General features: G+C 72.6%; 17 protein-coding genes and 1 tRNA gene. 7 read left to right on the top strand and 11 right to left on the bottom strand.

Features of this window, described 5'->3' with window-relative positions; all coding sequences use genetic code 11:
• Positions 1-70 precede the first annotated feature (70 nt).
• Genes ACQPXD_RS04145 through ACQPXD_RS04130 form a run of 4 tightly spaced genes read left to right on the top strand, consistent with a single transcriptional unit; the run spans position 71 to position 3,711 of the window.
• Positions 71-646 carry an RNA polymerase sigma factor gene (locus tag ACQPXD_RS04145; RefSeq protein ID WP_432834967.1) on the top strand — a complete coding sequence of 192 codons (576 nt, stop codon included), beginning with the start codon at positions 71-73 and terminating at the stop codon, positions 644-646.
• On the top strand, positions 636-1,916 hold the full coding sequence (locus ACQPXD_RS04140; RefSeq protein WP_432834965.1) for a hypothetical protein: 1,281 nt from the start codon (positions 636-638) through the stop codon (positions 1,914-1,916). Before ACQPXD_RS04145 ends, ACQPXD_RS04140 begins: the two co-directional genes overlap by 11 nt.
• A 47-nt stretch (positions 1,917-1,963) precedes the next feature.
• Positions 1,964-2,455, top strand: coding sequence for an RNA polymerase sigma factor (locus ACQPXD_RS04135; protein ID WP_432834963.1), 492 nt, complete (start codon positions 1,964-1,966; stop codon positions 2,453-2,455).
• A 38-nt stretch (positions 2,456-2,493) separates the two neighbouring features.
• Positions 2,494-3,711, top strand: coding sequence for a sialidase family protein (locus ACQPXD_RS04130; RefSeq protein ID WP_432834961.1), 1,218 nt, complete (start codon positions 2,494-2,496; stop codon positions 3,709-3,711).
• A gap of 34 nt (positions 3,712-3,745) precedes the next feature.
• Here ACQPXD_RS04130 and galE read toward each other — a convergent pair whose 3' ends face one another.
• Positions 3,746-4,717, bottom strand: a complete 972-nt coding sequence (gene galE / locus ACQPXD_RS04125) for a UDP-glucose 4-epimerase GalE (RefSeq protein WP_432834959.1) — start codon at positions 4,715-4,717, stop codon at positions 3,746-3,748.
• A 165-nt stretch (positions 4,718-4,882) separates the two neighbouring features.
• Between galE and ACQPXD_RS04120 the strand changes: the two genes are divergently transcribed.
• Positions 4,883-5,644 carry a hemolysin family protein gene (locus ACQPXD_RS04120; RefSeq protein ID WP_432834957.1) on the top strand — a complete coding sequence of 254 codons (762 nt, stop codon included), beginning with the start codon at positions 4,883-4,885 and terminating at the stop codon, positions 5,642-5,644.
• Between the two features lie 8 nt (positions 5,645-5,652).
• Here ACQPXD_RS04120 and cysN read toward each other — a convergent pair whose 3' ends face one another.
• From cysN to ACQPXD_RS04075, 9 genes are all read right to left on the bottom strand, one after another.
• Positions 5,653-6,930, bottom strand: a complete 1,278-nt coding sequence (cysN, locus tag ACQPXD_RS04115) for a sulfate adenylyltransferase subunit CysN (RefSeq protein WP_432834955.1) — start codon at positions 6,928-6,930, stop codon at positions 5,653-5,655.
• Positions 6,930-7,838, bottom strand: coding sequence for a sulfate adenylyltransferase subunit CysD (cysD, locus tag ACQPXD_RS04110; protein WP_432834953.1), 909 nt, complete (start codon positions 7,836-7,838; stop codon positions 6,930-6,932). The genes cysN and cysD overlap by 1 nt, the downstream gene beginning before the upstream one ends.
• 15 nt (positions 7,839-7,853) lie before the next feature.
• Positions 7,854-8,612 carry a 3'(2'),5'-bisphosphate nucleotidase CysQ gene (locus tag ACQPXD_RS04105; protein ID WP_432834951.1) on the bottom strand — a complete coding sequence of 253 codons (759 nt, stop codon included), beginning with the start codon at positions 8,610-8,612 and terminating at the stop codon, positions 7,854-7,856.
• 1 nt (position 8,613) lies between these two features.
• On the bottom strand, positions 8,614-10,644 hold the full coding sequence (locus ACQPXD_RS04100) for an exopolysaccharide biosynthesis polyprenyl glycosylphosphotransferase (RefSeq protein ID WP_432834949.1): 2,031 nt from the start codon (positions 10,642-10,644) through the stop codon (positions 8,614-8,616).
• 135 nt (positions 10,645-10,779) lie between these two features.
• On the bottom strand, positions 10,780-11,367 hold the full coding sequence (pth, locus tag ACQPXD_RS04095) for an aminoacyl-tRNA hydrolase (RefSeq protein ID WP_432834947.1): 588 nt from the start codon (positions 11,365-11,367) through the stop codon (positions 10,780-10,782).
• 81 nt (positions 11,368-11,448) lie between these two features.
• Positions 11,449-12,060, bottom strand: a complete 612-nt coding sequence (locus tag ACQPXD_RS04090; RefSeq protein ID WP_432834945.1) for a 50S ribosomal protein L25/general stress protein Ctc — start codon at positions 12,058-12,060, stop codon at positions 11,449-11,451.
• Between the two features lie 366 nt (positions 12,061-12,426).
• The gene (locus tag ACQPXD_RS04085; RefSeq protein ID WP_432834943.1) at positions 12,427-13,407 is read right to left on the bottom strand and encodes a ribose-phosphate diphosphokinase; all 981 of its coding nucleotides are present in this window, start codon (positions 13,405-13,407) and stop codon (positions 12,427-12,429) included.
• Positions 13,408-13,439: 32 nt separating this feature from the next.
• Positions 13,440-14,951 carry a bifunctional UDP-N-acetylglucosamine diphosphorylase/glucosamine-1-phosphate N-acetyltransferase GlmU gene (gene glmU / locus ACQPXD_RS04080; RefSeq protein ID WP_432843626.1) on the bottom strand — a complete coding sequence of 504 codons (1,512 nt, stop codon included), beginning with the start codon at positions 14,949-14,951 and terminating at the stop codon, positions 13,440-13,442.
• A 13-nt stretch (positions 14,952-14,964) separates the two neighbouring features.
• Positions 14,965-15,039 (bottom strand) — tRNA-Gln (locus ACQPXD_RS04075).
• Positions 15,040-15,268: 229 nt separating this feature from the next.
• Between ACQPXD_RS04075 and ACQPXD_RS04070 the strand changes: the two genes are divergently transcribed.
• Together ACQPXD_RS04070 and ACQPXD_RS04065 are read left to right on the top strand one after the other, a co-directional pair.
• Positions 15,269-16,246: an acyl-CoA desaturase gene (locus tag ACQPXD_RS04070; protein WP_432834941.1), complete on the top strand. Its 978-nt coding sequence runs from the start codon at positions 15,269-15,271 to the stop codon at positions 16,244-16,246.
• Between the two features lie 38 nt (positions 16,247-16,284).
• Positions 16,285-16,926, top strand: coding sequence for a TetR family transcriptional regulator (locus tag ACQPXD_RS04065; protein ID WP_432843624.1), 642 nt, complete (start codon positions 16,285-16,287; stop codon positions 16,924-16,926).
• Here the strand turns inward: ACQPXD_RS04065 and ACQPXD_RS04060 are convergent.
• A complete protein-coding gene (locus ACQPXD_RS04060; RefSeq protein WP_432834939.1) occupies positions 16,907-18,001 on the bottom strand; it encodes a CehA/McbA family metallohydrolase in 1,095 nt (364 codons plus the stop codon). The two genes, ACQPXD_RS04065 and ACQPXD_RS04060, sit on opposite strands and share 20 nt — an antisense overlap.

Below are 18,001 nucleotides of genomic sequence, written 5' to 3'. Positions count from 1 at the left end.
AGGCGCAACCGGACGGTCCACACAGGCGTCTGTCTGGATAGCGTGACGGGCGAGGCCGGGGAGGTGGCTTGTGGGCGAGGAGCTGGAGGCGCGCGAGGCCGTTCGCGACGCCTATCAGGCGCATTACCGGCGCCTGGTGGCCGCGCTCTACGCCCTCACCGGCGACCACGCGGAGGCACAGGACCTGGTCCAGGAGGCCTACGCGCGCGCCCTGGCCCGGCCCCGGCAGTTCCTCGACGTCGCCGACCCCGAGGCCTGGCTGCGCACCGTGGCGATGAACCTGGCCCGCACCCGCTGGCGGCGCCGCCGCCTGTTCGACACACTGGTGCGCAGCGGCCGGGTCTCCCGGCCGGTGGAGAGCGTGCCCGGGATCGACCCCAACCGGGTCGCGCTGGTCGCCGCCTTGCAACAGCTGTCGCAGGCCACCCGGGAGACGATCGTGCTGCACCATCTGGCGGACATGTCGGTCCACGAGGTTGCCGATGCCTTGGGGGTACCGGTCGGCACGGTCAAGGCCCGCCTGTCCCGCGGCCGCGCGATGCTCGCCACCCTGCTCAGCGACGCCGACCACGACGAGGACGCGCCGCGCCGCCGACCGGCCGGGCCGCCCGCGATCCAGCCCCAGGAGGTGCGAGATGCGCCCTGAGCTGGACTTTCGCACCCTCCGTGCGCAGGTGGAGGCGGCCACCTGGGTGCCCGACTTCAGCACGCTCTACCGGCGGGCCGGCCGGGTCAGGCTGCGCGACCGGATGACCGTGCTCGGCGCCCTGGTGGGCACCCTGGGTGTCCTCGCCCCGGTCGCGCTGGCCGGCGTGTTCGGCCGGCCGGCCCCGGTCGCGCTCGGCCCCAACCCGGACATCGGCGAGGTGTGGAGCGTCTCGCCCTCGGTCGACCCCAGCGCCACCGGGCGGTATCCGTCCACGGTGACCGTCCTGGCCACCGCCGGCGACCTGCCCGACCTGGTCGCCGCCGTCGACGTCTGCGTCGAGGTGCCGCAGGCCCGCCGCTGCAGCCTGCAGGTCACCACGCTGGGCGGGCAGACCGGGCGGCGGATGTCGTTCGTGCTCGACGCGCTGCGCAACAGCCCGCTGGACAAGGTCGCCAACGTCCAGCTGACCCGGCTCTCCCCCGACACCTACATGCTCAGCGGCGAGGTGAGCGGCGCCTCCCGCTCCAGCGTGCGCTTCCGGACCACCGAGGAGGCCCGGCCGCAGCCGTCCGAGCCGGCCGGCACGCCGGTGATCGGGCCCGGCGAGCACCTGCCGCTGGGGGCCGGCGACGGGGTCCTGCAGCTGGTGCAGTACGGCGACCTGTTCGGCTTCCGGCACAGCGACGGCGCGCTGAGCCTCGTCGGGCAGCCGGCGATGGCCCGGCGCACCGTCGTCGCCGGCCTGCCGGCCGCGGCCGGCTGGTGGGTGGCCGGGGCCGACCTGCACACCGGGGCGCCGGCCGTCGCCGTGAGCGTCAACCAGGGCACGAGCTGGACGGCGCGCACGCTCGACGCACCGCCGGGCCTCGACGTGCCGACCGTGGTGACCGTGGACGGGCGCAACGCGTGGGCCTTCGTGCGGTACACCCACTCGATCAAGTTCTTCCGCACGAGCGACGCCGGGGTGAACTGGCGCGAGGTCCACACCCCGATCGAGCTCCCGGCGTCGCTGAAGACGCTGGACAACCGCCCCTTCGGCGCGCTGCAGCGGCCGGACCGCTCGCTGCTGCTGTGGTTCCAGGCCGGCGCCGACACCGTCTACCTGGCCAGCAACGACGGCGAGCACTTCGTGGTCGCGGCCGGCCCGGGCGGCGCCATCGCCCCGGTCGACAACGGCTTCGTGGCGCTGGGCGACCGGGCCCAGATCTCCCAGGACGCCCACGCATGGCAGGAGGCCGACCTGTCCGCCACCGTGTTGCCGAACTGACCGAAATCCGCGGGAACCCGCCGGCCCGATCGGGGATCGTTGCTGGCGTGGGCGACGTCGCGGAGGTGTACCACGCCTGTTACCGCAGGCTGGTCGTGCAGCTCTTCGCGTTCACCACCGACCTGACCGAGGCGCAGGACGTCGTGCAGGAGGCGTTCGCGCGGGCCGTCGCCCGCCCGCGCGGCTTCGCCGGCATCGACAACCCCGAGGCCTGGCTGCGCACCGTCGCGCTCAACATCGTCCGCCGCCGGTGGCGCCGCCGCCGGATCCTCGACCTGATCCTGCTCAAGGAACGCCCGCTCCACGACGCCGCCGGACCAGACTCCGGCTCCGACATCGCGACCGACCTGACCAGGGCCCTGAACGCCATCCCACGCAGCTACCGGGAGGTCATCGTGCTGCATTACTACGCCGACCTCAGCGTGGACGAGATCGCCGCCGCGCTGAACGTCCCCGCCGGGACCGTGAAGTCGCGGCTGTCGCGGGGCCGCACCGCCCTCGCGGCACGGCTGCGCGGTTACGAGGTGGCCCGTGCCTGACCAGCCGAAGTCGCGCGTGCGCGGTTGTGAGGTAGCGAGTGCCTGACCAGTTGGAGGCGCGGCTGCGCGCCGAGCGCGAACGCCTCGACATCGACCTGCCGCCGCTGTCGGCCATCGCGGTCCGGGCCGCGGCCCTGCGCCGGCGCCGGCGGGCCGCCCGGGCAGCCGTAGCCGCGCTGGCCGCCGTGGCGCTGGCCGGGATGGGGGCCGCGGTCGCGGCGCTGCGCGCCGGTGGGACGCCGCCGGCCCCGACCGCCGCCGCCTCCACCGCGGCGCCGATCTGGACCGCCGACGGGATCACCATCCAGGGCCTGCCGCACCTGCCCGCGGACCTGCCGGGCTCGGTGCGCTCCGCCGAGTTCCTCGACGGCGACCGGGGCTTCCTGCTCACCGGCGACCCGGGCGACTCCGGCGCGGCCTGGATCAGCGCCACCACCGACGGCGGCCGCACGTGGACGACGGCGCCATCGCCGATGGCCGGGCGGCAAACGCTGGTCGCCGGCACCGGCTGGGTGACGCTGATCGGCGACGCCCCGGACTACCCGCGGGCGAGCACCACCGACGGCGAGCACTGGACGAGCGCCGCGTCCCCGCCCGGGGCCGCGGCGGCGCTCGGCGGCGATGCGCGGCTCGTGCCGCTGGACGCCGCCGGGTGCGGCGCCCGGACCGGCAGCCTGGCCGGGACGGTCCTGGCCGAGCCGCCCGGGCCGCCGGGCATCACCGCCTGCTGGTGGTCGCCGGTCCGGGCCGGCGACGGGGCGTGGTGGGTCGGCGGCCGCACCGCGGACGGCACCCCGGCCGTGTCGGTGTCCCGCGACGGCGGCGAGCACTGGTCGGTGACCGCCTTCCCGGGGTTCCCGGCCACCGCCTACGCCCGGGCGGCGATGCTGGGCCGGGACGTCTACGTCACCGTCGTGGCGGCCCCGGACTCGGCCGGCGCGCCGGAGCGCCTGCTGGCGGTGGCGGCGTCGGCGGACGGCGGCGTCACCTTCGGCCCGGCGCACCCGACGGCGGGCCAGGCCACCATCGGCGGTGACCTGGTCCCGCTGCTGGACGGGCGCCTGCTGATCGTCGACGGCTACGGCCACTGGCTGGTGTCGGCCGACCGCGGCGCCTCATGGCACCGGGTGGAGGGCCTGCACGCGACCATGCGGCTGGCCCGCACCGAGGCCGGCTACCTGGCGTACCAAATGGCGGACATCTACACGGCCTTCTCCGTGGACGGCCTCACCTGGCAGAAGCTCGACGCTCAGTGACCGGCCTCACGTAGCGCCAGCGCCGGCGCCGGCGTCAGCGGCGCAGGAAGTCCCAGGCGTCGGCCACCATCGTGGCCAGCTCGGGGTGGCTCGGGGCCCAGGCCAGCTCGCGCTTGGCCTTGTCCGACGACGCGACGAGCTGGGCCGGGTCGCCCGGGCGGCGCGGGGCCATCTCGACCGGGACCGGGTGGCCGGTGACGGCACGGACCACCTCGACCACCTGCCGGTTGGAGAAGCCGGTGCCGTTGCCGAGGTTGTAGACGCGGTGGCCGGGCCCGTCCATCGTGCCCAGCGCCAGCAGGTGGGCCTCGCCCAGGTCGGCGACGTGGATGTAGTCGCGGACGTTGGTGCCGTCGGGGGTGTCGTAGTCGTCGCCGAAGATCTGCAGCTTCTCCCGGCGGCCGGCGGCGACCTGCAGCGCGATCGGGATCAGGTGCGTCTCCGGGTCGTGCCGCTCGCCGATCATCGAGCCGTCGGGGCGGCGCAGGGCGCCGGCCACGTTGAAATACCGCAGGCTGACCGCGGACAGCCCGTGCGCCACGGCGTAGCCGGTGAGCGCGTGGTCGGCGGCGAGCTTGGACGTGGCGTACGGGTTCGGCGGGCGCACCGCGGCCGTCTCCGGGATCGGCACCGCGTCGGGGTCGCCGTAGACGTTGGCGGTGGAGGAGAACACCAGGCGGCGCACCCCGGCCGCGCGCATCGCCTCGAGCAGGCGCAGCGTGCCGATCGCGTTGTTCTCCCAGTACTTCTCCGGCCGCTGCACGCTCTCCCCGGCCGCGATGAAGGCGGCGAAGTGCAGCACTCCGTCGAAGCCGGCGTCGGCGGTCAGCAGGTCGTCGATCGCGTCGTGGACCCGGCCGCGCACCAGCCGGGCGCCCTCCGGCACCGCCTCGGCGTGCCCGGTGGACAGGTCGTCGAGCACCACCACCTCGTGGCCGGCGTCCAGCAGCAGTGCGGTGACGACGCTGCCGATGTAGCCCGCACCGCCGGTGACGAGCAGCTTCACTGTGCCCTCCTCAAGGGGAAACCCCAAAAGTCATCGCGATTCAACAAATTTACACGCTCCCGGTGAACGGGCGAGAGCGGGACGCCGGCGGTTCGTGCGGCGCCTACACTTTGTGACATGCCGGAGCCCGGCCATAAGACTGGCCCCGGAACCATACGGCAGGCCGTGGCCGACCTGTTGAGCCGCTGGGCGGAGCGCCTCGACGCCACGCCCGCCAGCGCCCGGGTGTCCGAAGCCCAGCTGCGCACGCTCATCACGGTCAACTCCGGCACCGGCCACGTGCGCGAGGTGATGGTGCCGCGGACCGAGGTGGTCTTCCTCGACGCGTCGCTCACCGTCGCCGATGCCGTGCATGCGGTGGGCCAGGCCCGCCACTCCCGCTTCCCGGTCATCGACGCCGACCCGGACGACGTGCTCGGCTTCGTCCACATCCGCGACCTGACGCTGCTGCCCGCCGTCGACCCCGGCCGCACCCTGCGCCACCTCACCCGCGACGTGAAGCGGCTGCCGGCCAGCAAGCGCGTGCTCGCCGCGCTGTCCGAGATGCGCCGGGAGGGCCACCACCTGGCGGTCGTCGTCGACGAGTACGGCGGCACGGCCGGCATCGTCACGCTCGAGGACCTCATCGAGGAGCTCGTCGGGGAGATCCACGATGAGTACGACGCGCCGCCCGGCCCGCCGCGCGTGGACGAGGTCGACGGCCGGCTCAACCTGGCCGACCTCGCCGAACGCACCGGGCTCACGCTGCCGACCGGGCCTTATGAGACGGTGGCGGGCTTCCTCATGGCCCGGCTGGGCCGGGTGCCGGCGGTCGGCGACGACGTGCGCCACGACGGGTGGCATCTGCAGGTCAGCACCGTGGAGGGCCGCCGGGTCGCGCGGATCTCGGTGGCGCGGCCGGTGCCCCCGCCGCGCCTGCCCTCGTAGAGCGACGCTCAGCCGGCCTCGATGATCATGCCGGCGCCGACCGTGCGGTTGGTGGTCTCGTCGATGATGATGAACCCGCCGGTGGTGCGGTTGCGGCGGTACTCGTCGGCGAGCAGCGGCACGGTGGTGCGCAGCCTGACCCGGCCGATCTCGTTGAGCCCGAGCTGCGTCGCGGACTCGTCGCGGTGCAGGGTGTTGACGTCGAGGCGATACTGCAGCCCGCGGATCACCGTGCGCGCCGAGCGGGTGGTGTGCTTGATCGCATACTTGCCGCCGACGGTCAGCGGGCGGGTCTCGTCCATCCAGCAGACCATCGCCTCGATGTCCTGGGCCACCGCCGGCGCGTTGTTGGGCCGGCAGATCAGGTCGCCGCGGGCGATGTCGATCTCGTCGGCCAGCCGGATCGTCACCGACATGGGCGGATACGCCTCCGACAGCGGCCCGTCGGCGGTCTCGATGTGCGTGATCCGGGTGGTGAACCCCGACGGCAGCACCATGATCTCGTCGCCGGGCTTCATCACGCCCGACGCGATCTGGCCCGCGTAGCCGCGGTAGTCCGACACGGTGGTGGACTGGGGACGGATCACGTATTGCACCGGGAAGCGCACGTCGACCAGGTTGCGGTCGGAGGCGATGTGCACGTGTTCGAGGTGGTGGAGCAGGGACGGGCCGTCGTACCACGGCATGCGCTCGCTGCGGGAGACCAGGTTGTCGCCGTGCAGCGCCGAGATCGGGATCACGGTCAGGTCCGGCGCCTCGAGCTTGGCGGCGAACGAGGTGAACTCGTCGGCGATCCGCTCGAAGACGGCCTGGTCGTAGTCGACCAGATCCATCTTGTTGACGCACAGCACCAGGTGCGGCACCCGCAGCAGCGAGCAGAGGAAGGCGTGGCGGCGGGACTGCTCGACCAGGCCCTTGCGGGCGTCGACGAGGATCAGCGCCAGGTCGGCCGTCGAGGCGCCGGTGACCATGTTGCGGGTGTACTGGATGTGCCCGGGCGTGTCGGCGATGATGAACTTGCGGCGTGGGGTGGCGAAGTAGCGGTAGGCCACGTCGATGGTGATCCCCTGCTCCCGCTCCGCCCGCAGGCCGTCGGTGAGCAGGGCGAGGTTGGTGTATTCGTCGCCGCGGGAGCGGGAGGTGGCCTCGACCGCCTCCAGCTGGTCGGTGAAGATCGCCTTCGAGTCGTAGAGCAGCCGGCCGATCAGCGTCGACTTCCCGTCGTCCACCGAGCCCGCCGTTGCGAAACGCAACAGGTCCATCTGGCGTTCGATCACGGCGGTCATCAGAAGTACCCCTCCCGCTTGCGGTCTTCCATGGCCGCCTCGCTGACCTTGTCGTCCCCGCGGGTCGCGCCGCGCTCGGTGATCCGGGTCGCCGCCACCTCGTCGATCACCTTGTCGATGGTGTCGGCGTCGCTGCGCACGGCGGCGGTGCACGACGCGTCACCGACGGTGCGGTAGCGCACCCGCTCCACGAACGGGGACTCACCGGCCCGCAGCGGCAGGAACTCGTTGATCGCGTAGAGCATCCCGCCCCGGTCGACGACCTCGCGGTCGTGGGCGTAGTAGATGCCGGGCAGGTCGATGCCTTCGCGGGCGATGTAGTGCCACACGTCCAGCTCGGTCCAGTTGGACAGCGGGAACACCCGGATCGACTCGCCCGGCGCGATCCGGGCGTTGTACAGCGCCCACAGCTCCGGCCGCTGGTTGCGCGGATCCCACTGCCCGAAGTCGTCCCGGAACGAGAACACCCGCTCCTTCGCCCGCGCCTTCTCCTCATCCCGCCGCGCACCACCGAACAACGCGTCGAAGCGGTACTTCTCCACCGCGCCCAGCAGCACCGGCGTCTGAATGCGGTTGCGCATCCCGTCGCCGGACTCCCGGACCAGGCCCGAGTCGATCGCCTCCTGCACGCTAGCCACGATCAGCTGCACGTTGAGCTCGTTCACCCGCCGGTCCCGGTAGGCCAGGACCTCGGGGAAGTTGTGCCCGGTGTCCACGTGCATGACCGGGAACGGGACGCGGGCGGGCGCGAACGCCTTCTCGGCCAGCCGCAGCATCACGATCGAGTCCTTGCCGCCGGAGAACAGCAGCACCGGCCGCTCGAACTCGGCGACCACCTCGCGCATGACGAACAGGCTCTCGGCCTCGAGAGCATCCAGATGGGAGACGCGGTAGGGCGGGCGGCTCACGGTTGGCGGGACCTTTCAGCTGTTGATCGCGGCCAGCAGTTGCGGCGCCAATGCCTTCCGACACACCACCAGGTCGGGCAGGCGGGGGTCGGGCTGGTTGTATTCCAACGTAGTCCCGTCGATACGGGAAGCATGCAGGCCCGTGGCGAGAGCCACAGCGACCGGCGCGGCCGAGTCCCACTCGTACTGGCCGCCGGCGTGCACGTAGGCGTCGACCGCCCCGTCGATCACCGCGGCGATCTTGGCGCCGGCCGAGCCCATCGGCACCAGCTCGATCGGCAGCTTCTCGGCCAGCGCGCTGAGCAGCGCGGGCGGGCGGGTGCGGCTGGCGGCCAGCCGGATCGGCTCGCCCTGCACGCCGGGCATCGGCGGGAACGGCGGCGGCGCGTCGGTGCCGAGCACGCAGTGCTGGGCGGGCAGGGCCACGGCGCCGGCGACCAGGCGCCCGGCGTGCAACGCCACGTGCACGGCCCAGTCGGCCCGGCCCTCCTCGCCGAACTCCCGGGTGCCGTCCAGCGGGTCGACGATCCAGACGCGCTCGGCGCTCAGCCGGGCGGTGCTGTCGGCGCCCTCCTCGGAGAGCACCGCGTCGGCCGGGCGCCAGCGCTCCAGCTGCTCGACGAGCAGCTCGTGTGACAGCCGGTCACCGGCCTTGCGCAGTGCGTCGGGATCGGCGTAGCCCATCTCCTCGCGCAGCTTCAGCAGCAGGTCGCCGGCGCGCTGGGCGAGCCAGCGGGCGAACCCGCCGTCGGTGGCGGGTGGTAGGTCGGCCATTTCAGTACGCTCCAGCCCCTCGGGTCACCGCGCTCAAGGTCCGCAGCAGGATCACCAGGTCGAGCGAGAGCGACCAGTTCTCCACATACTGCAGGTCGAGGCGGACCGCTTCGTCCCACGATAGGTCCGACCGGCCGGACACCTGCCAGAGGCCGGTCATCCCGGGCCGCACGGCCAGCCGACGGCGAGCGTCGTCCGGATACACGGCGACCTCCTCCGGCAACGGCGGGCGCGGCCCGACCAGCGACATGCTGCCGCCGATCACGTTGAGCAGCTGCGGCAGCTCGTCGAGCGAAAACTTGCGCAGAAGCCGCCCGACGCGGGTCACCCGCGGATCGTTGCGCAGTTTGAACAGCGCGCCGTCGACTTCGTTGAGGTGCCGCAGCTCGGCGAGGCGGGCTTCGGCGTCGATGTGCATGGTGCGGAACTTGAAGATCACGAACTCGTGACCGTCCTTGCCCACTCTTACCTGTCGGAACAGTACCGGTCCGGTGGAGTCCATGCGAACCGCTAGCGCCAGGAGGGCCAACAAGGGCGTGGTGAGAACCAGGAGTACCACCGCGCCCACCCGATCGACGAGGGCCTTGACCAGACGGCGGGCCCCGGACAGGGTCGGGTGTTCGACGTGCAGCATCGGCAGGCCGTCCACCGGGCGGATCGTCGTGCGGCTGCCGGCCACGTCGATCAGGGTGCTGGCCACGATGAGATCGATGTCGTCGCGCTCCAGGTGCCAGGCCAGCCGTCGCAGCGCGTGACCGTCCAGCTCCGGACAGGACAGGACGAGCACGGTGTCGGCGCGGGCCCGGCGGACCGCCCCCGCGATCTCGTCGAACGTGCCCAGGATCGGTACGTCGGCGACGGTGCCGGGGGCGGGCAGGCAGGCGCCGACCACCTTGAGGCCGTGGTACCGCTCCCGGCACAGCTGGCGGGCCATGGCCTCGACGGCCAGTTCGTGCCCGACCACGACGACCCGCCGCATGCAGGCCCCGCGCCGCTTGCGGGCCCGGTGCAGGGCCTGGCGCAGGACAAACCGGGCGAGCAGGCACGCGAACGTCACCAGGGGCAGCGCGACGACGAACCACCCGCGGGCGATCCGGGTCTCCGTCGCATATGCCACGAACACCGTGGCCGCGGTCAGCGCCAGGCCGGCCCGCAATACGCGTTGATATTCATCGGTACCGACGAACAGATGACGCTTCTCATATGCCCGATTTGCCGCGAGGCTGGCCACGAACGCGAGCGGCAGGAGCGCGGATAGCAGCGCATATCGGCTGTTGTACGTCGTGAGTCCCTGCGAGAACCGCGCCTCGAACGCGATACCGCCGGCCAGCAGGCCGATGCCGAGGTCGAGCAGGAGCAGGGTGCGCAGATATCTGCCTTCCCACGCCCACCGTGCGTAGTGCCGCGCGGACCGCCCGGCGCCGGCGCCCTCCTCGGCCCGCTTCCCGGCCCGCGCGGGCGCGGCGGCAACGCTGCGGGGGGCCGCTTTCGGGACGGCTTGCGGTGGCGCGGCGACGGCCGGGGCGGCCGCCCGGGCCGTGGTTCGCGTGTAGGGCGTGCCGCCGCCCCGGACGGCATCCTCGATCTGGGCGGCCAGGTGTGGGTCCACGTCGGCCGGCGGCACCACCGCCCCGGGCGCCGGCGAGACCGGCGCCATGACCACCAGCGCTGGCCCGGTATATGCCGATTTTTCCGGCGTATCGGGTTGCTCGGGCGTATCGGGGCTCCGGCCGGACCGGCCCCGGGCGTCGGTGCCGTTGACCACGTTGGCGCGGCGCACCGCATCGCGAGCGGGCCTGGGCCGCCGGCCCCGGGCCGGACCCGCGGGCCGGCCGTAGACCGGCACCGATCCGTGGAGGATGGGCGCCACGGGGTTGGCGACCGGCGGCGTGCGGCCCCCTCCGCCCTCCCGGGCCGGAGGTTGCGGGCCGTCGGGGCTCTCGGGCCGGTCGGCGCGCAGCGGGCGGTCGTCGCGGCGGAGGTGGGCCGGGCGATGGAAGCCATCCCGGGTACGTCCGCCGTCGATCGCCACGCCGCCTCCTCCAAGGGACCGCTACCTGCAAAAGGTGCAACCCGGAGTACAACGTGCAACTCGGACAATCGTCACGGCGACCCGCGGAACGGGACGGGTGGAACAGTACCTTCGGTCGATGGACGAACCGGACGTTCAGCCAGCGTGGTAGCGATTCTGGGCGGGCTCCAGGCCCTGGTCGATGACCGTCTCGACGGCGTCGGCGGCGCGGTCGACGAAGTAGTCGAGCTCCTTGCGCTCGACCGCCGAGAAGTCGGACAGGACGAAGTCGGCCGGGTTCTGCCGGCCCGGCGGGCGGCCGATGCCGAAGCGGACCCGGAGGTAGTCCTTGCCGCCCAGCGAGCTCGACATCGAGCGCAGGCCGTTGTGGCCGCCCTCGCCGCCGCCCTGCTTGAGGCGCAGCTCGGTCCACGGGATGTCGAGCTCGTCGTGCACGGCGATGATCTGCCCGAGCGGCACCTTGTAGAACTGGGCCAGCCCGGCGACCGGGCCGCCGGAGAGGTTCATGAAGGTCAGCGGCTTGACCAGGACCAGGCGCGGGCCGCCGACGCGCAGCCGGCCCTCGGCGACCTCGGCGACGAACCGCCGGTGCCGGCCGAAGCGCAGGCCCGTGCGCTGGGCGAGCAGGTCGGCGACCATGAACCCGACGTTGTGGCGGTGGCGGGCGTACTCCGGGCCGGGGTTGCCCAGCCCGACCACGAGCCAGGGTGCGTCGTCCGGCACTGGGCCTCCTCACACGGCAGAGGCCGCGGGCCGCCGGTGAACGGCGATCCGCGACCTCTGCGGGAACGGGAAACGGGACGGTCAGGCCTCGGCGGCCGCCGGGGCCGGCTCCTCGGCCGCCTCGGCGCCCTCGGGCTCGACGGCCTGGGTCGGCGAGACGGTGATGACCGCGATGACGAACTCGGGGTCGGCGGCCAGCTCGACGCCGGCCGGCAGCACCACGTTGGCCGCGGTGACGTGGCTGCCCGCCGCGAGGCCCTCGATGGAGGCCTCGAGGCGCTCGGGCAGCTTGGTCGCGTCGGCCAGCACGGAGACGGTGGCGCTCTCGACCATGATCAAGGTCTCGCGGGCCGCCTCGCCGGTCAGCTGGACCGGGATGTCGACGGTGACCTTCTCGCCGCGGCGGACCACGAGCAGGTCCACGTGGTCGAAGGTGTCCTTGATCGGGTCGCGCTGGATGGCCTTGGGCAGGGCGAGGGCGCTGCTGCCGTCGGAGATCTCGATGTTGAAGACCTGGGTCATGCCGCCGTGGCGAATGGCCGCGGCGAACTCACGGGCGGGGAGGGCGATGTGGCGGGGCTTCTCGCCGTGGCCGTACAGCACGGCGGGCACCTTGCCGGCCCGGCGCGTGCGGCGGGCACCACCCTTGCCGAACTCGGTGCGGGGCTCGGCGCTGATCTTTACCTCGGACACGACAGAACTCCTGAAGCGTTGTGCGACGGGCACCGGCCGGCGCGACCGGTTCACAGTTGTCTGGTGCGGCGCTCGGGCGAGGGGGCGCACGGGGCACAAGCCCGGAGCGCCGCGTCGATCACGGAGCCCGCTCGGCCGTCATGCCGGTTCCTGTGTGGCCGTCGGGGTGGAGAACACCCGCCGGTCACACAGGAACCGCATGCCCGGCCCGTGGGAGCACCCTCGCCGTGGCAACCGCACTAGCTTACCCGAGGCGGGCGGCGCCTCTAACACCCTCCCCGCCCGGTTGTGCAGATCACGAGCCGGCCTCACCCGAATGGCGGTCCGGTCAGCTCACCCGCTCCGCCCGGCGGCCGCCGGAAGCGCTCAGCTCAGGCCGCCGAAGAGGGTGGTCACGGACCCGTCGTCGAAGACCTCGCGGATGGCCCGGGCCAGCAGCGGAGCGATGGACAGCTGGGTGATCTTCTCCACCTTGCGGTCGGGCGGCAGCGGCAGCGTGTTGGTCACCACGACCTCGCTGATCCGGCTGCCGTCGAGCCGCTCGCAGGCCGGGTCGGACAGCACCGCGTGGGTCGCGGCGACCACGACGTCGGCGGCGCCCTCGTTGAACAGGATGTCGGCGGCGCTGACGATCGTGCCGCCGGTGTCGATCATGTCGTCGACGATGAGGCAGACCCGGCCCTCGACCTCGCCGACGACCCGGTTGGCGACCACCTGGTTGGGCTTGAGCGGGTCGCGGGTCTTGTGGATGAAGGCCAGCGGGCAGCCACCCAGCCGGTCGGTCCAGCGCTCGGCGACCCGCACCCGGCCGGAGTCGGGGGCGACCACGGTGATCGGGCGGCCCGCGTACTTCGCGTCGATGTGATCGGCCAGCGTGTTCATCGCGAACAGGTGGTCGACCGGGCCGTCGAAGAAGCCCTGGATCTGGGCGGTGTGCAGGTCGACGGTGAGGATCCGGTTGGCGCCGGCGGTCTTGAGCAGGTCGGCGACCAGGCGGGCCGAGATCGGCTCCCGGCCGCGGTGCTTCTTGTCCTGCCGCGCATACGGGTAGAACGGCAGCACGACCGTGGTGCGCTTGGCCGACCCGCGCTTGAGCGCGTCGACCATGATCAGGGTCTCCATCAGCCAGTCGTTGATCGGCGAGACCATCGACTGCACCACGAAGGCGTCCGAGCCGCGGACGGATTCGCGGTACCGCACGAAGATCTCGCCGCTGGCGAAGTCGTATGCGTCCATCGGCGTCGGGTCGACCCCGAGCACCGCGGCGATCTCCTCGGCCAGGGCGGGGTACCCCCGGCCGGAGAAGAGCATGAGGTTCTTGCGGTTCTCCGAAGTGATGCCGGCCATGGGGTCGTCCGCTCCCGATCTCGTCGTTGCGCTCATTGTTCGTCGCGCGGACTCGTTTCGGCCACCGGACCAGCCTCGACGTGGTTTTCTTCACGCGCCAGCGCCACCTTGGCGGCCTCCGCCGCGGCCGTGCCGGACCGCTTTCGCTCCACCCAGCCCTCGACGTTGCGCTGCGTAGCGCGGGAGACACCGAGCGCACCCGGCGGGACATCCTTGACGATGACGCTGCCGGCGGCCGTGTAGGCGCCGTCGCCGACGTGGACGGGCGCGACGAACATGTTGTCCGCCCCGGTGCGGGCGTGCGCACCGATCACCGAGCGCTGCTTGCGCACCCCGTCGTAGTTGACGAAGACCGTGGCCGCGCCGATGTTGGTGTGCTCGCCGATGGTGGCGTCGCCGACATACGACAGGTGCGGCACCTTGGCACCCTCGCCGAGCTCGGCGGCCTTGGTCTCCACGAACGTGCCCACCTTCGACTTGCGCCCGAGCAGGGTGCCGGGGCGCAGGTAGGCGAACGGCCCGACCGACGCCTGCGGGCCGATCTCGGAGGACACGGCGTGGGTGCGCACGACGGCGGCGCCGGCCCCGACCACCACGTCGATGAGCGAGGTGTCCGGGCCGACGACGGCGCCCTCGCCGATGCTGGTCGCGCCGCGCAGGTGGGTGTTGGGCTCGATCATCGCGTCGCGCTCGAGCGTCACGGTCACGTCGATCCAGGTGGTGGCCGGGTCGATGATCGACACCCCGGCCCGCATCCACTCGTCGTTGATCCGGTCCCGCAGCAGCGCCCGCAGTCCGGCCAGCTCGGCGCGGTCGTTGGCGCCGAGGGTCTCGGTGGCGTCCGGCGCGCGGTGCGCGACGACCGGGGCGCCGGCCCCGGCCAGCAGGCCGATGACGTCGGTGAGGTATTCCTCACCCTGGTCGTTGTCGGTGGAGAGCTTGCCCAGCATCTCGCGCAGCGCCGCGGCCTCGAACACGTAGGCGCCCGAGTTGATCTCCCGGATCGCCCGCTGGGCCGGCGTCGCGTCGCGCTCCTCGACGATCGCGGAGAACTCGCCGCCCCGGTTGCGCACGATGCGCCCGAGGCCGGTCGGGTCCTCGACCTCGGCGGTCAGCACGGTGGCCGCCGCCTTCGTGTTCTCGTGGGTGTGCACGAGCGCGGCGAGCGTCTCGGCGCGCAGCAGCGGGATGTCGCCGTTGAGCACGACGACGGTGCCGGACAGCCGCGGGGTGGCCTCCAGGGCGATGCGCACCGCGTGGCCGGTGCCGCGCCGCTCGGTCTGGGTGACCGGCACGGCCGCGGGCGCGATCCCGGCCAGGTGCTCGCGGACCTGGTCGCCGCCGTGCCCGACCACGACGGTCACGGCGCCGCCCTCGGCGCCCTCCAGCACCGGCTCCGCGGCGGCCAGCACGTGCCCGAGCAGCGTGCGGCCGAGCAGGGGGTGCAGGACCTTGGGGATCGCCGACTTCATCCGCTTGCCTTCGCCGGCGGCCAGGATGATCACGTTTCTCACGGAGCGCTCCTCGACGGTGTCGGTGCGCATCATCGTAGTCAGGTGGCTGGGGTGCCTGGATTCGAACCAGGACTGCAAGGCTCCAAAGGCCTGCGGGCTGCCGTTACCCCACACCCCAAAACGCCGCATCTGAAGCCTAACCAACGCGTCGATCCCTTTTGCCTGCAGGGCACGTTCACCCGTACGGGACCGGTTTCCCCCGATCGTGTCGGGGAAAGCTCCGATGAAGATCACACGAAACCCCGGGTAATCGACTTGACACGAGCTTCGTATGGCCACCCTACGCCCCCGTAAGTTACGGTGACGTAGGCGTAGCCGCCGCCCCGACGATGCCCTTGAGAGGTGCCATGTCCGTATCGGTCCTTGATCCAGCACCCAACGAGACCCCCGAGCGCTCTCCGAAACCGCTCACCGAAGGCAGGCAGCGACCCGGCATCATCGTGGCCCTGTGGGGCTTCGTGGTCGTGCCGTTCGTCGCGTTGGTCGCCGCCGTCCCGGTCGCCTGGGGCTGGGGGCTGAACTGGCTCGACGTCGTCCTCGGCCTGGTCTTCTACGTTGTCGGCGGCCTGGGTATCGGGACCGGTTTCCACCGCTACCTCACCCACGGCTCGTTCAAGGCCAAGCGCGGCCTGCGCATCGCGCTGACGATCGCCGGCAGCACGGCGATCGAGGGTGACCCGACGCAGTGGGTCGCCGACCACCGCCGCCACCACGCCTTCTCCGACCGCGAGGGCGACCCGCACTCGCCGTGGCGCTTCGGAGAGAGCTTCGGCGGCCTGGTCAAGGGCCTGTTCTACGCCCACGTGGGCTGGCTGTTCTTCCGCGACCTGAGCAACCGGGAGCGCTTCGCCCCGGACCTGATGGCCGACAAGGACATCCGCCGCATCGACAAGCTGTTCCCGGTGATCGTCACCCTCTCGGTCACGCTGCCCGCGATCATCGCCGGGCTGGTCACCTGGTCGTGGCAGGGCGCGCTGTCCGCGTTCTTCTGGGCCGGTCTGGTCCGCATCGGCCTGCTGCACCACGTCACGTGGTCGATCAACTCGATCTGCCACGTCTACGGCGAGCGCCCGTTCGAGACCCGCGAGGGCGACCGGGCCAGCAACTTCTGGCCGCTGGCGATCCTGTCGTTCGGCGAGAGCTGGCACAACCTGCACCACTCCGACCCGACCTGCGCCCGCCACGGCGTGGACAAGGGCCAGATCGACATCAACGCGCGGCTGATCTGGATCTTCGAGAAGCTCGGCTGGGTCAGCAACGTCAAGTGGCCCAAGCAGGACCGGCTGGACGCCAAGCGCGTGCCGGCTGGCACGATAAGCGGGTGACCGAGCGCCCGGAGGACGACGAACAGCCGCGGCCGCCCATGCCGCCGCCAGCCATCTCGGGCAAGTCACGGGTGCGGATGTCCTCGGCCCAGCGCCGCGAGCAGCTCATCTCGATCGGCCGCGCGCTGTTCGCCGAGCGGGGCTTCGACGCCACCTCCATCGAGGAGGTGGCGTCGCGGGCCAAGGTCTCCAAGCCGGTGGTGTACGAGCACTTCGGCGGCAAGGAGGGCCTCTACGCGGTGGTGGTCGATCGGGAGGTCCGCTCGCTGCTGGACCGGATCTCCACCGCGCTGACCGCCGGCCACCCGCACGAGCTGCTGGAACAGGCGGCCCTGGCCCTGCTCGACTACATCGAGACGGAGACCGACGGCTTCCGGGTCCTGGTCCGCGAGTCGCCGGTCATGTCCCCCACCGGCAACTTCATGAGCGTGCTCAACGACGTGGCGCACCAGGCGGAGCACATCCTCGGCGCGGAGTTCAAGCGCCGCGGCTTCGACCCCAAGCTCGCCGAGCTCTACTCCCAGGCCCTCGTCGGCATGGTCGCGCTGACCGGCCGCTGGTGGCTGGAGGTGCGCAAGCCCAAGAAGGAGGTCGTGGCCGCGCACCTGGTGAACCTGGCCTGGAACGGCCTGTCGAACATGCACGGCAAGCCGACGCTCGTCACCCGCCCGGCGAAATGAAGAACGGGCTCAGGTAGGCCACGCTCCGCCCCGCCGACCGGTAGCCGGGGAAATCCGCGGCGCGCGGGTCGGCCGGTCGGCCCGGGTCGGTGATCCGCAGCACCGCCCAGTCCCCGGCGTCGAGCCGGGCCCGCAGGGTGACGGGCCGGCCGACGGCGAAGTCGCACTCGGCCACGACCGCCGGCAGCGGTGACCCGGACTGCAGCACCTGCAGCCGCAGCGTGTGCCCGGTCCAGTCCGGCGGCGCGCCGAAGTCCAGCACGAACTCCGCCACCTCGCCGGCCGCCGCCCGGCCGCCCATGGGCACGCCGCCGAGCGTGGCGTCGACGCGCAGGCCCCGCTCCCGGGTGGCGAACGCCCGCCGGCCCAGCAGCGCCGCCCGGACCCCGGCCCGGTCCCGCGACGGCGCCCACAGCCCGGTCCGGCCGAGGTCCGGATGCGACCCCCAGCCCTCGCGGTGCTCGTCGGTGACCCCGATCAGCCCGACCCGCCAGCCCGCGTCGAGGCAGGTCACCAGCGGCGAGGCGGCGCCCGCGTCGACGCCCTCGAAGAGGTAGTCCTGCTCGCGGTTGAACAGCTCCAGCGTGACCAGCCGGTCGGCCAGGCGGGGGTCGTAGCGGAAGAGCCCGAAGCGCCCCGGCTCCCGGCCCGGATGGTTGAAGCCGGCCAGCTCTGCCCCGGCGGCCAGCCAGTCGTAGAACGCGAGCACCGCGGGGACCCGCGGGCCCTGCGGGTGCACGTAGCGGTCCCCGCCCCAGACGTTGATGTGCCCGAGCGTGGGGCTGGACCACTCGAACCCGCGCACGGCCACGAACGCGCCCGGCTCGTCGGCCGTGTCGGCGCACTTGCCCAGCCGGCGCCAGGCCTCGTCGTCGATCGTCTTGTTCGGCTCGCTCGGGCCGAAGGCGTGGTCGGTCACCGCCGCGACGTCGAGGCCCGCCGCCCGCATCGAGGCGAACGCGGCCTCGGGCGCGCCCGCCCCGTCGGAGAGCAGGGTGTGGTTGTGCAGGTCGGCGTGCAGCAGCTCGGGGCCGCGCGCCACGCCGTCGCCGGCGACCAGCAGCGCGTCGCTCAT

Source organism: Dactylosporangium sp. CA-092794 (assembly GCF_050948465.1).
Taxonomy (GTDB): Bacteria; Actinomycetota; Actinomycetes; order Mycobacteriales; family Micromonosporaceae; genus Dactylosporangium.
The sequence above is the reverse complement of the archived record's forward strand: the minus strand, read 5'-3'. Positions and strand labels throughout refer to the sequence as shown.

Bases quoted from the DNA above. Each gene is read 5' to 3' on its own strand.
- ACQPXD_RS04140 (WP_432834965.1), top strand. From the start codon at position 636: ATGCGCCCTGAGCTGGACTTTCGCACCCTCCGTGCGCAGGTGGAGGCG.
- cysN (WP_432834955.1), bottom strand. From the start codon at position 6,930: ATGACCGCCGTGATCGAACGCCAGATGGACCTGTTGCGTTTCGCAACG.
- ACQPXD_RS04105 (WP_432834951.1), bottom strand. From the start codon at position 8,612: ATGGCCGACCTACCACCCGCCACCGACGGCGGGTTCGCCCGCTGGCTC.
- ACQPXD_RS04085 (WP_432834943.1), bottom strand. From the start codon at position 13,407: ATGGCCGGCATCACTTCGGAGAACCGCAAGAACCTCATGCTCTTCTCC.
- glmU (WP_432843626.1), bottom strand. From the start codon at position 14,951: ATGCGCACCGACACCGTCGAGGAGCGCTCCGTGAGAAACGTGATCATC.
- ACQPXD_RS04070 (WP_432834941.1), top strand. From the start codon at position 15,269: ATGTCCGTATCGGTCCTTGATCCAGCACCCAACGAGACCCCCGAGCGC.
- ACQPXD_RS04065 (WP_432843624.1), top strand. From the start codon at position 16,285: ATGCCGCCGCCAGCCATCTCGGGCAAGTCACGGGTGCGGATGTCCTCG.
- ACQPXD_RS04060 (WP_432834939.1), bottom strand. From the start codon at position 18,001: ATGAGCGACGCGCTGCTGGTCGCCGGCGACGGCGTGGCGCGCGGCCCC.